This window comes from Ralstonia sp. Ralssp135 (assembly GCF_047304345.1).
GTDB classification, from domain to species: domain Bacteria; phylum Pseudomonadota; class Gammaproteobacteria; order Burkholderiales; family Burkholderiaceae; genus Ralstonia; species Ralstonia chuxiongensis.
This window is the reverse complement of the sequence record NZ_JBGLYZ010000037.1, coordinates 1-11,840: the sequence shown is the minus strand read 5'-3', so window position 1 is coordinate 11,840 and position 11,840 is coordinate 1. Positions and strand designations below refer to the sequence as shown.

15 protein-coding genes are annotated in these 11,840 nt (G+C 64.1%); 10 read left to right on the top strand and 5 right to left on the bottom strand.

From position 1 onward, the window contains the following. Window positions 1-77: 77 nt before the first annotated feature. The gene (sodB, locus tag ACCD03_RS20635; protein WP_009241368.1) at window positions 78-656 is read left to right on the top strand and encodes a superoxide dismutase [Fe]; all 579 of its coding nucleotides are present in this window, start codon (window positions 78-80) and stop codon (window positions 654-656) included. A gap of 53 nt (window positions 657-709) precedes the next feature. Here sodB and ACCD03_RS20630 read toward each other — a convergent pair whose 3' ends face one another. From ACCD03_RS20630 to ACCD03_RS20620, 3 genes are all read right to left on the bottom strand, one after another. Then, on the bottom strand, window positions 710-1,429 hold the full coding sequence (locus ACCD03_RS20630) for a site-2 protease family protein (RefSeq protein WP_112183829.1): 720 nt from the start codon (window positions 1,427-1,429) through the stop codon (window positions 710-712). A gap of 3 nt (window positions 1,430-1,432) precedes the next feature. Continuing rightward, window positions 1,433-2,362: a DUF2167 domain-containing protein gene (locus ACCD03_RS20625; protein WP_413412732.1), complete on the bottom strand. Its 930-nt coding sequence runs from the start codon at window positions 2,360-2,362 to the stop codon at window positions 1,433-1,435. A 145-nt stretch (window positions 2,363-2,507) separates the two neighbouring features. After that, window positions 2,508-3,050 (bottom strand): ester cyclase, encoded by a 543-nt coding sequence (locus tag ACCD03_RS20620; protein WP_316671354.1) that lies wholly within the window; start codon window positions 3,048-3,050, stop codon window positions 2,508-2,510. Window positions 3,051-3,301: 251 nt separating this feature from the next. Here ACCD03_RS20620 and ACCD03_RS20615 point away from each other — a divergent pair, with 251 nt between their 5' ends. The 7 genes from ACCD03_RS20615 (at window position 3,302) to ACCD03_RS20585 (ending at window position 8,547) form a co-directional block, all read left to right on the top strand. Next, window positions 3,302-3,829 (top strand): hypothetical protein, encoded by a 528-nt coding sequence (locus tag ACCD03_RS20615; RefSeq protein ID WP_413412731.1) that lies wholly within the window; start codon window positions 3,302-3,304, stop codon window positions 3,827-3,829. 109 nt (window positions 3,830-3,938) lie between these two features. After that, on the top strand, window positions 3,939-4,709 hold the full coding sequence (locus ACCD03_RS20610) for an IclR family transcriptional regulator (protein ID WP_413412730.1): 771 nt from the start codon (window positions 3,939-3,941) through the stop codon (window positions 4,707-4,709). Window positions 4,710-4,767: 58 nt separating this feature from the next. Continuing rightward, window positions 4,768-5,532 carry a glutamine ABC transporter substrate-binding protein gene (locus tag ACCD03_RS20605; RefSeq protein ID WP_045202721.1) on the top strand — a complete coding sequence of 255 codons (765 nt, stop codon included), beginning with the start codon at window positions 4,768-4,770 and terminating at the stop codon, window positions 5,530-5,532. Window positions 5,533-5,547: 15 nt separating this feature from the next. Beyond that, window positions 5,548-6,216 (top strand): amino acid ABC transporter permease, encoded by a 669-nt coding sequence (locus tag ACCD03_RS20600; RefSeq protein WP_045202722.1) that lies wholly within the window; start codon window positions 5,548-5,550, stop codon window positions 6,214-6,216. Next, window positions 6,213-7,016 (top strand): amino acid ABC transporter ATP-binding protein, encoded by an 804-nt coding sequence (locus tag ACCD03_RS20595; protein ID WP_413412729.1) that lies wholly within the window; start codon window positions 6,213-6,215, stop codon window positions 7,014-7,016. The genes ACCD03_RS20600 and ACCD03_RS20595 overlap by 4 nt, the downstream gene beginning before the upstream one ends. After that, window positions 7,013-7,972, top strand: coding sequence for a formimidoylglutamase (hutG, locus tag ACCD03_RS20590; RefSeq protein ID WP_413412728.1), 960 nt, complete (start codon window positions 7,013-7,015; stop codon window positions 7,970-7,972). Before ACCD03_RS20595 ends, hutG begins: the two co-directional genes overlap by 4 nt. Then, complete coding sequence (locus ACCD03_RS20585; RefSeq protein ID WP_045202724.1) at window positions 7,969-8,547, top strand: HutD family protein; 579 nt, start codon at window positions 7,969-7,971, stop codon at window positions 8,545-8,547. The genes hutG and ACCD03_RS20585 overlap by 4 nt, the downstream gene beginning before the upstream one ends. Before the next feature lie 98 nt (window positions 8,548-8,645). Here ACCD03_RS20585 and ACCD03_RS20580 read toward each other — a convergent pair whose 3' ends face one another. After that, window positions 8,646-8,930: an HU family DNA-binding protein gene (locus tag ACCD03_RS20580; RefSeq protein ID WP_003272088.1), complete on the bottom strand. Its 285-nt coding sequence runs from the start codon at window positions 8,928-8,930 to the stop codon at window positions 8,646-8,648. A 311-nt stretch (window positions 8,931-9,241) separates the two neighbouring features. On the opposite strand from ACCD03_RS20580, the gene ACCD03_RS20575 reads away from it, so the two are divergent. Next, window positions 9,242-9,994, top strand: a complete 753-nt coding sequence (locus ACCD03_RS20575) for an oxidoreductase (RefSeq protein WP_413412727.1) — start codon at window positions 9,242-9,244, stop codon at window positions 9,992-9,994. A gap of 50 nt (window positions 9,995-10,044) precedes the next feature. Here the strand turns inward: ACCD03_RS20575 and ACCD03_RS20570 are convergent, their stop codons facing one another. Next, window positions 10,045-11,376, bottom strand: coding sequence for an MFS transporter (locus tag ACCD03_RS20570; RefSeq protein ID WP_325654189.1), 1,332 nt, complete (start codon window positions 11,374-11,376; stop codon window positions 10,045-10,047). 180 nt (window positions 11,377-11,556) lie between these two features. On the opposite strand from ACCD03_RS20570, the gene ACCD03_RS20565 reads away from it, so the two are divergent. Next, the coding region (locus ACCD03_RS20565; RefSeq protein ID WP_413412726.1) for a hypothetical protein at window positions 11,557-11,840 on the top strand (284 nt) is incomplete at its 3' end.

Genomic DNA, 11,840 nt, shown 5'->3' with positions numbered 1-11,840 from the left:
CATGCGGTTTGCGCCGGTTTTGCAACTCTCCTACAATCGTCGCTCCCAACCTGTACAACCCACAGAAGGCAAGAACAATGGAACACACGCTCCCCCCGCTGCCGTACGCCCAAGACGCTCTGGCGCCGCACATCTCCAAGGAAACGCTGGAGTTCCACTACGGCAAGCACCACCAGACCTACGTCACGAACCTGAATAACCTGATCAAGGGCACCGAGTTCGAGAACCTGAGCCTCGAAGACATCGTCAAGAAGTCCTCGGGCGGCGTGTTCAACAACGCCGCACAGGTGTGGAACCACACGTTCTACTGGAACGGCCTGAAGCCGCAAGGCGGCGGCGCTCCGACCGGCGCGCTGGCTGACGCCATCAATGCCAAGTGGGGCAGCTTCGACAAGTTCAAGGAAGAGTTCACGAAGACGGCCATCGGCACGTTCGGTTCGGGCTGGGCCTGGCTGGTGAAGAAGGCTGACGGCTCGCTGGATCTGGTGTCGACCTCGAACGCCGCGACGCCGCTGACGACCGACGCGAAGCCGCTGCTGACCTGCGACGTGTGGGAACACGCCTACTACATCGACTACCGCAACGCCCGTCCGAAGTACGTCGAGGCGTTCTGGAACCTGGTCAACTGGGACTTCGTTGCCAAGAACTTCGCCTAAGGCGAATCGCTCCGGCGACCCAAGAAAAAACCTCCGCACCAGCGGAGGTTTTTTTATGCGCGCACGCTGCCGAGCATGTCGTGCAACTCGTGGCTCATCATCGCCAGAAAGACGACCAGGCCGATGTAATACACCGTGTAGGTCAGGCGCGACTCGTTCGAGATGCTGTAATACGCGCGGTTTTCCGGCGCATGTGGGTCGTAGCGCCAAGCCTTCATCAACTGCGGCACGGCCAGCACCGCAATCAGGATCAGGATCGGACTCGGCCGCCAGATGAACAGCGCCACCAGCACCGGCACACCCAGAAACCAGATGCGCGGCGACAGCACCGCCGTGATGCGTCCGCCGTCAAACGGCGAGAGCGGGATCAGGTTGAACAGGTTGAGGAAGCAGCCGGCGTAGGCCAGCGCCAGCAGCAACTGGCTGTCGGTGTAGCGCGCAAGCCCGTAGCACAGCATGGCGCCAACGGTGCCCGCCACGGGGCCTGCGAGGCCGATATGGGCTTCGGTTTCGACGTCCATCGGCTGCTCTTTCAGGTCGATCCACGCCCCCACGAACGGGATGAAGGTGGGCGCCCCAACCGCCAGCCCGCGTTGGCGTGCCGCCATGAAGTGGCCCATCTCGTGAATGAACAGCAGCACCACGAAGCCCACCGCATAGCGCCAGCCGAACACGAAGGCATATGCGGCCACCGACAGCAGCATCGTGCCGCCGGTGGTCAGCAACTTGCCGAACTTCAGCCCGGAAAACAGCAGAATCAGCAGCTTGGCCACGGCTTATGCGCTCGGCTTGCGCTTGAAGAACTTGGCCATGGCCGCGCCAAAGCCCACCACCGCCAGGATCGCCACCTTCGCAAACTTGACCAGGAACGCGGCCATCACGGCAAACAGCCCCAGCTTCTTGGCGGCGATGCCACCCACCAGCGCTGCCAGCCCGTACTCGGCCACCTTGTCGGTCTTCGAGTTGAAATCGGTGTAGCGCTTGCCATCTTTGAAATCGAGATCGGCGAGCAGCTTTTGCACGGCGGGTTTGTCGGCGTCGACATGGTCGCGGCCGGTGATCAGGTTCAGGCTGATATAGCCGTCGCGGCCCAGTGCGTAGGTGTTGTAGTTGACCGCGCCCGGATCGTCGGTCGGCTGGCCTTTGGAGCGCGCAGCCATCGACCAGATGAGGCGGTGTGTGGCGGCGTCATAGTGCGGACGCTCGACCCAGCCCTGGATTTCCAGTGAGGGGATGCCGCGCTTCTCGCGCTCTTCGTTGGCAGCGGCGGTGCCTTCCTTGAGCGATTTGTACAGATCGTCGACGTTCCAGTCGCGGGCGTCGTCATCCTTGATGTAGCCAGAGGCCTCGTACTTGGCGACGACCATCCATTCGTCATCGTCGCTGGTGGGCATGACCAGGCCGAGCATGTCGGGGTTGTTGCTGTTGCCCATGGCGTGCATGAGCTGCCCGGCAGCCGGCTGCGGGATGAAAACCTCGTCCTTGCCGATCTTGAGCGTGGCTTGGTCACGCAGTTCGATCGACGTGGGGCCGACCTTCGCGGCGGCCTTGGCGGCGGCCCAGGCCTGCTTCATTTCCTGTTGCGGATCGGTGGCCTGTTGCGCGTGGGCTGCCGTAGCGCCCATCGCCCCCATCGCACCGAGCACCGCCGCGAAGGCGAGCGCGCCCGCCCAGGCGCGCAGTGCGCCGTGAAACCCCTTTCCCATGGACTTCTCCCGAAGATTTTCTTGTGTGTTGATTGGCTCGATTCTTCTCATGCTTGCGCAGCCGCCAGGCGGTCTGCAAGCTGGGCCGAAGCATAGCGGGAGCAGGGAGTTGAGCTGTTAATGGGCGTTAACGAAGCCGTGAGGACTACGGTTGAAGGCCCATCTGCCGCAGCAGTGTCTGGTTGTCTTCCAGGTGCCAGTTTTCGGCGATCTTGCCGTCGGCAATCCGATACAGGTCGAAGGCCTGGAAGTCGATCGGCTGGTTCTGCCCGTGCGTGCGGCCGAACTCTCCGGTGAAGTGTCCGCGAAAGCGCAGGTGAACCGAAACGCGGTCGCCGGCAACGACCATGTCTTCAATCTCCACGCGCATGTCGGGCACCGCTGTGCGGAACGCCTTGGATGCATCGAGCGGGCCTTGCGCGCCCTGCACGCGGCCAGCGGGCAATGTGCGATCGACAAACGCGGGCGACAGGGCCTGCGTGGCATAGCGCGCATCTCCGGTATGCCAGAAGGTGGCGTAGCGGCGTGCGGCAAGCACGGCGGCTGCAGCCTGCGGCGTGTCGGGCGCGGCGACGTGGTCCGCGCGGATGAGATCAGCATCGGAGGTTGACGCAATGGCTGCGGGTGCCATTGCGAGGGCGGGCAGCGTCAGCACGGCGGCGGCGAGCAGGGCGGGGCGGATAAGCATGGTGGACTCCGTTGGTGGTGAAGCGCTGCACTGTAGATTTCCAATCGCAGACGATAAAGGGCTTGTGAGTCGATCTGGTTTCAATCCAGATTTGATGATCGATCGCCATGCTGGTCGCCCGCACGAACGCAATGCTGCGCACGTGATAGTCGGTATCGCACGCCCGGCGGCGCTCAAATGGTCCGCGCCGCGCCGGGTTTTTCTAGACTGGCCCTTCATCGAACAGACGCATAAAAACAAGGGAGGGGACGGTGGATCTGAGCCACATCCTGTCGCGCACCGAGCGCGGCACGCAGGAGCTGCAAGCGCGCAGTGGGCACGTCACGCATCGGCAGCGGGCGATCCTGCTGCTCGTCAACGGCGAACGCTGCGCGGCGGACATCCTGGCGCAATTGAGCAGCGCCGGCCCCGACATTGAGGACCGCGCCGAAGACCTCGCGCGCCTGATTGCCGACGGCTATGTCGCAAGCCGCGCGCCAACGGTGGCGCCCAAGCTCAAGACGTCGCCCCAGCCGGCGCCTGCCACGCCATTTGCACCGCGCCATGTGCGGCAGGCTTCGATTGCCGACTGGCGCCTTAGCCAGGCCGGCGCGTTCTCGGCTTTGCAGCGCTATCTGGCCGAAGGTCCGGAAGCGCCGATCGACTTCCTCAATGGCTTGGCCGCGCCGCTCTACACCGCGCTAACGACGTGCCGCAGCGAGGCTTCCGCCCACGCCGTCGTCGCGTTTCTGGAAGCGCGCCTGGACGAGGAGGCCTGGCATGTGACGGAGACATCCTAGGTGTAAATACCGAATTCGTGATTAATTCCCGATAAATGGGAATGTCGCGTTGATGTATTGAGAAAATCGTCGCATTCTCCGTCGCAACATCACTCGACGGAGTTTCGCGATGACCGAGCCGGGCCTGGCACCTTCACCAGCACAATCCGCTGCCGCTACCAGCGGTTCGGACCGCGTGCTGATGGTGCTCGCCACCATCGCGCGCCACGGCCGCCCGGTTGCCGCGCGCGAGCTGGTCGAACTGACCGGCCTGCCGCAGAGCACGCTGTACCGTCAGGTCGCGATGCTCAAGCGCTGGGGCTTCGTGCTCGAATCGGCGGGCACCTATGCCCCGGGGCCGATCAGCCTGCAGCTCGCGCTGGGTTTCGACCACGCTTCGCACCTCGTGCAGGAAGCGCGCATCGGCATGGCCAAACTCGTGGCCGAGTCGGGCGAATCGGTGGGGCTGGTCGTGGCCGTCAAGGATCAGGCCGTCTGCCTGGAGATGGTCGAGAGCCAGCAGTCGCTGCGCTGCTCATTCGAGAAGGGGCGCGGCGTGCCGCTGCTGGCCGGCGCCTCTGCCAAGTCATTGCTCGCGTTCATGCCGCCTGCTGCCGCGCGCGCCATCCTCGCCGACTTGCTGGCCGTCGATGCCGACACCCAGGCGCAACTGCAAGCTGAACTCACTGGCATTCGCGCCGCGGGCTATGCGCTGTCCGAAGGCGAGGTCGACCCGGGCGTCTGGGGTGTGAGCGTGCCGGTGTTCCGTCTGCCCGGCCACGCGCTCGGCTCCATTACGTTGATGGCGCCAGCAACGCGCGTGCGTGGCAAGGAGCAACGCCTGATCGACATGACCGTTGCAGCGGCTGCATCCATTTCTGCGCGGCTGCAGGACATCTGAATTTTTGATTTTCCGATTCTTTTTCTCACCCCACATGCATCACACAAGGAGACCACTCATGGGGAATCGTCGTCACTTCATGCATTCGATGATGGCTTGTGCCGTGGCGTTGTCCGCTGCGGCGTCTTTCGCAACTGCCGCGCACGCTGCTGGCGAGCCGCTGCGCGTGGCCACCGACGCCACGTTCGCGCCGATGGAGTTTGTCGAAAACGGCAAGCGCACCGGCTTTGATGTGGACCTGATCGAAGCGCTGGCCCGCACCATGGGCCGTCCGGTCGAGTGGACCGACATCGACTTCAAGGGCCTCGTGCCGGGTCTCATCTCGCGCCGCTTCGACGTAGCCATCTCGGGCATCTACATCACGGAAGAGCGCAAGAAGGTGGTGGACTTCACGGTGCCGTACTACCACGGCGGTCTGGTCGCGCTGGTCAAGCAAGGCAACACGGCCATCAAGACGCCGGCTGACCTGAATGGCAAGAAGGTGAGCGTGCAGGTGGGTACCAAGTCGGTCAACTACCTGCGCGAAAACTACCCGAAGGTCGAGCGCGTGGAGGTCGAGAAGAACAATGAGATGTTCAACCTCGTTGAGATCGGCCGTGCAGATGCCGCCGTCACAGGCCGCCCCGCTGCCGCGTACTACGTGAAGGCGCGCCCCGGTCTGCGCCTGGTTGAGCCGGCGCTTACCACCGAGGAATACGGCATCGCCGTGCGCCGTGACCAGCCCGAGCTGACCAAGGCGTTGAACGCCGCGTTGGAGAAGATCAAGGCCGACGGCACGTACGACCAGATCGTCAAGAAGTGGTTTGGCGCCACTGCCAAGTAACGACCGGACACGCTGATGGAACTGGATTTTTCTCCCGTCTGGGCCGGCTGGCACGACATCCTGCGCGGTACGCTCGTCACCGTTGAGGTGACGGCCGCAGCGCTGGTGCTCGGCTGCGTGCTGGGCCTGCTGATCGGCATCGGGCGGTTGAACCCGCGCCGCCGATTCATCTACGGCATCTGCACGGTGTACGTGACGTTCATCCGTGGCACGCCGCTGCTGGTGCAGCTCTTCCTGTTGTTCTTCGGGCTGCCGCAATTCGACATCCTGCTGCCGGCGTTCGTGTGCGGCGTGCTGGGGTTGGGCGTGTATTCGGGCGCCTATGTGTCGGAAATCGTGCGCGGTGCAATCCAGTCGGTGGATCGCGGGCAGATGGAGGCGGCACGCTCGATCGGCATGTCGTCGGCGCAGTCGATGCGCGCCATCATCCTGCCGCAGGCCGTGGTGCGGATGATCCCGCCGCTGGGCAACGAGTTCATCGCGCTGATCAAGAACTCGGCGCTGGTGTCGCTGCTGACGATCCACGACCTGATGCACGAGGGGCAGAAGATCATCAGCGTGTCGTATCGCTCGCTGGAGGTGTATCTAGCGATTGCGCTGGTGTATCTGGTGCTGACCAGCGCCGCCAGCTATTTGCTGCATCGGCTTGAACGCAACATCCGTGCGGGAGGCATGGTGCAATGAGCGTGACAAATGCGGCTCACCCGCAAACTCTCAAATCCACGCTGGATGTGCCCATGATCCAGATCCGCGGGCTGACCAAATCGTATGGCGATCACACCGTGCTCAAGGGCATCGACTTTGAAGTCGACGCGTCGCAGGTGGTGGTCGTCATCGGCCCCAGCGGCTCGGGCAAGAGCACGTTCCTACGCTGCTGCAACGGGTTGGAGACGGCCGAAGGCGGCACCATCGACATCTGCGGCAAGCGCCTGATCGACAACGGCAAGTTGCTGCCCGAGGGCGAGTTGAACCAACTGCGGCAGCAGGTCGGGATGGTGTTCCAGTCGTTCAACCTGTTCCCGCATCTTTCAGTGCTGCACAACGTCACGGTTGGGCCGCGCATGCTGAGTGGCAAGTCGAAGCAGGAGGCGGAAACCGAAGCGCGCGAGCTGCTGCAGAAAGTGGGCCTGGCGCACAAGGCCGACGCGATGCCTGCCAGCCTCTCGGGCGGTCAGAAGCAGCGCGTGGCCATTGCGCGTGCGCTAGCGATGCGCCCCAAGGTGATGCTGTTCGACGAGCCGACGTCTGCGCTTGACCCGGAACTCGTTGGTGAAGTGCTGCAGGTGATGAAGGTGCTCGCCAAGGAAGGCATGACGATGCTCGTGGTCACGCACGAGATGGGTTTCGCACGTGAAGTGGCCGACGTGGTGGTGGTGATGGACGGCGGCGGCATCGTCGAAGCGGGGCCGCCGTCGGTCATCTTTGGCGAGCCCAAGGAAGCGCGCACGCGTTCATTCCTGCAAGCGGTGCTGACACGCGCATGACGATGACCGAAGCTGCAACGTTCGATGCCTCCATCTGGCAGGGGCGTAACGACACGGGCGAACGCGGCGACGTGACGCGCCTTTTCCAGGTCGTGCAGTCCGCCGATGCGGTGACGTTGTCTGGCGTGCCTGCGCTGGTCGGGTTTGCGTGCGATGCGGGCGTGGTGCGCAACCACGGCCGCGCCGGTGCTGCGCAGGGCCCGCGCGAAATTCGACGTGCGTTGGCTAACGTGCCCGCGCATGGCCTGTCGGTGCTAGCGGACGCGGGCGATGTCACGTGTGACGATGGCGACCTGGAAGGCGCGCAAGCCGAACTCGGCGAAACCGTGTGCGAACTGCTCGATGCCGGCGCGCGGCCGGTCGTGCTCGGCGGCGGCCACGAGGTTGCCTTCGGCACTTATCAGGGCCTGCGCCAGCATTGGCAGAAACAAGGCTGGAGGGGGCGTCTCGCGGTCGTCAACTTCGATGCGCATTTCGACCTGCGCACGAGCCGCCCTGGCAACTCCGGCACGCCGTTCGACCAGATCGCCGAAGACTGCGCCGCACACAGCATCGACCTGACGTATTGCTGCCTGGGTGTGAGCCGCCTGTCGAACACGCCCGCGCTGTTTGACCGCGCCGATGCGCTGCACGCGCATTACGTGGAAGACACCGATGTGCAGGAGCGCCACCTCGATGCGCGCGTGGCCGATCTCGATGCATGGCTGGCAGATGCCGATCACGTCTACCTGACCATCGACATGGATGTGCTGGCCGCTGCCGTGGCGCCCGGCGTGTCCGCGCCCGCGGCGTACGGCATCACGCTGCCGGTGCTCGAGGCCCTGGCGCAGCACGTCTGCGCGACAGGTAAGGTTCGCGTGGCAGACATCGCCGAGACCAACCCCGAGTACGACCAGGACCGTCGCACCGTGCGCGTTGCGGCGCGTCTGGCGTATCACTTGTTGCGCCGTTCATGAAACTGATTCCTGCAGATGCAATGCGCCGTATGCCGTGGAAAAACGGTGGCGGTGTCACGACCGAAATCGCCATCGAGCCCGCTGGCGCTACGCTCGACAATTTCGACTGGCGCGTGAGCACTGCGCAGGTGGACGCGGCAGGGGCGTTCTCGCGCTTTGCCGGTATTGACCGATCGCTTGCAGTGATTGCGGGCGGCCGGCTGACGATGCATCGCGCCGACGCCGAAGCCGTGATGCTGGCGCCCGGCGAAGCCCCCGCGCGCTTTCCCGGCGAAGCGGATGTGCATGCCACGCTTGACGCGCCGCTGTCGGATTTCAACGTGATGACGCGGCGTGACGCCTGGGCACATCACGCCGAGGCGATTGCCCTGGCAGCCGGCGAGCGCCGCTCGCTGCCGCGCTTGCATGGGGGCATGCAATGGCTGGTGTATTGCGTGCACGGCGTGCTGTCGATCGGCGCCGACGACGTACCGCAAGGCGCTGCTGCATGGCTCGATGCAGAGGGCGATCCAGACACGGTTGTCGCGCGTGTCGGTTCGGTCGGTTATCTGGTGGCCTTGTGGCCGGTCGGCTGACGTTGCGCCAGATCAAACGCACCAAAAGAAAAGGGACCCCGTAGGGTCCCTTGCAAGTCTCCCGGTCCGGCACGCATGCCGGGCTCGGCAGAAGACTCTTACTTCTTCTTGTTCACGGCGTCCTTGAAGCCCTTGCCAGCCGTGAACTTCACGGTCTTGGTTGCCGGGATCTTGATGGCTTCGCCGGTGCGCGGGTTGCGGCCCGTGCGTGCTGCGCGCTTGCCCGACGAGAACGAACCGAAGCCAACCAGCGTGATGGTGCCGCCCTTGGCGACGGTCTTCTTGATGTTTTCCAGCGCGGAGTTCAGCGCGCGCTCGGCGGCGGCGTTGCTCAGTTCAGCGTCTTTCGCAATGGCGGCTACGAGTTCGGATTTGGTCGTCATGTCAGTTCCCCACTTCAGGTTTGTTGGACAGCGTTGTACTGCGACCCGTTTTATATCACCGTTGCGAAGGGTTGCACATCCCCTAACTGCAAGGGTTTGCGGGCCGTTGCTTGCACCCGACACTTGCCCCGCCTGGGTTTGCGGGCAGGTATCCGGGAAACACCTGATATCGACGGGGTTTGTTTGCATTTCCGCAAGCGTCCCTCATGCCGAAAACGCACCGAAAGCGCGCAGGCGACGCTGCCGAAAACCGGTTCGGCAGACGCCGTACACTGTGTTTCCGGGCCCGTGCAAACTTCATGGAGAACATCATGTCGAGTTCGCAAATGCTTGTCGGACAAGGCTTCGCGGCCGGCGGCGAAGCGCCGGAGCACCCGCGCGGACCGGCCGTTCTGGTGGCCGGTGCCAACGGGCTGGTGGGCCGCGCGGTGGTGCGTCGTCTGGTTGCGCAGCCCTGGGCGGGCAGCGTGACGGCGCTCGTACGGCGGCGAGCGGCCTTGACAGCCGGGCCGGCGACGCCCGGTCGATTGCGCGAATGCGTGGTCGATTTCGAGCACCTGGATGCGCCCGAAACCCAGTCAGCGTTTGCTGCCGATATCGTCATCTGCGCGCTTGGTACGACGATCCGGCAGGCTGGCTCGCAGGCGGCATTCCGGCGCGTTGATGTCGAGTATCCGGTTGAATTGGCGCGGCGCGCGTTTGCTGCGGGTGCGCACCATTTTTTGCTGGTGAGTGCGTTGGGCGCCGATGCGCGCTCGCGCGTTTTCTACAATCGCTGCAAGGGCGAAGTGGAGGCGGAAATCCTGTCGATCGGCTTTCCGTCCGTGACGGTGGTTCGGCCTTCACTGCTGCTCGGCGCACGCACAGAATTTCGGCTCGGTGAACGTATTGCGCAAGGCCTGTCGTGCGCAATCGGATGGATGGTGCCCAAGACATGGCGACCGATGTCGGCGGAATCGGTGGCGGCAGCGCTTGTCATGACGGCGCGGGTGGATGCGCCGGGTGTGCGTGTGCTGGAAAACGCGGCGTTGCTGGGCGCAAAAGACGAACGGCCGGTGGGTTGATCCACCGGCCGTTTTTCGCTCGTGCTTCGCGGAGGAGCTATTTCAAGCGATTACTTTTCGATCGGCTTGCCTGTGCGATCGTGCATCAGCGACAGCGCCAACACGCTGATGATCGCCGCGGCCATCACGTAGTACGACGGTGCCAGCTTGCTGCCGGAACTGGCAATCAACCACGTCACGATCAGCGGGGCAAAACCACCAAAGATCGTGACCGCCAGGTTGTACGAAATCGACAGGCCGGTAGAGCGCACCGCCGTCGGAAACTGCTCGGCCAGCACGGCAGGCGCCGGGCCTGTGAACGCCGCCAGCAACACACCCAGGATCACCTGCACCTGCAGCAGCGTCTGCACCGTCGGGCTGACGTTGAGCCAGTGGAAGAGGGGATACGCCGCAGCAGCGATGATGAGCGCCACCGTGCCCAGCATGCGCTTGCGCCCGACGCGGTCGGACAGCGTGCCCATGAGCGGGCACAGCACGAAGATGATCGCACCGCAAAGCGCCGTCGACTGGAACGTCGCGCCCAGGGGCAGACCGAGCTGTTGCTTCGCATACGTCGGCATGTAGAACACCAGCGTGTAGGTGCAGACGGTCCAGAGAATCGTCACGCCCAGGCCGCCAAGCACTTCGCGCGGGTGATCGCGCAGCACTTGCGACAGCGGTGCCAGACGCGACTCTTTCGCGGCCTTTGCCTTCTGCGCTTCGAACGCGGGCGGCTCGTGCAGGTGTGAGCGGATGTACATGCCGACCGGCCCGATCAGCAGGCCGAACAGGAACGGAATGCGCCAGCCCCACGCATCGATCTGCTCGGGCGACAGGCCATTCGTGACGATGGCACCCATGGCGGCACCCAGGATGAACGAGATGCCCTGACTCGCCTGCTGCCAGCTTGCGAAGTAGCCGCGCTTTTCGTCCGGCGCATACTCGATCAGGAACGCCGTGGCGCCACCGACTTCACCGCCGGCCGAGAAGCCCTGGATGAGCCGCGCGATCACGATGAGGATGGGTGCACCGATACCGATTTGCGAGTACGTCGGTGCGAGGCCGATGAGGGCCGTGCCGATCGCCATCAGCATGATGGTGAGCGTGAGTGCAGCCTTGCGGCCCACGCGGTCGGCGTACACACCGAGTACGACGGCGCCGACCGGGCGCATGAAGAACCCCACGCCAAACGTGGCGACGGTCAGCATGAACGACGTGAAGTCGTTGCCGGTGGGGAAGAACAGCTTGGCGATGATGACGGCGAAGAAACTGTAGACCGTAAAGTCGAACCATTCGAGGCCGTTGCCGATGGTGGCGGCGATGATGGCCTTGCGTCGGGTGGCCGCAGAGATGGCCGGTGCCGGTGCCCGATCGCCGTGGGTGGGCGCTGCCGTGGCTTGCATGGATGTGTCCTCCAGTGTTTTATGGGCATCGCCTGCCTCGATCTCTCCCCAGCGCGGGCGGCGAAGCGGTCATGGTAAGTGATCCGGCAAGGATTCGCTGCGGCGGCATACGAAGTCCTTGGAATTGAACCAGCCAGACACTGTCGAATGCATATGCACATGCATCCAACGGAGCACATCATGAGCCGCACACCGCAACTTGGTCGTCGTTTAGCCGCCATCCTGCCGGGCGCGGTGGCCGCGTGCGCGGCCGTCTTGCTGGGCGGCTGCGTGGTCGCGCCGTATTACGACGCCTACGGCAACCCGATCGCGCCTGCAGCCGTGGCGCCTGCGCCGGTGGCGATGTATCCGTCGTATCCGTACGATCCTTATTACTACTATGGGCCGGCCTATTACCCGGCGCCCGTCTTCGGCAGCGTGTGGATTGGCGGGGGCGGCTGCTGGGGCTGCCATCGCGGTTGGGG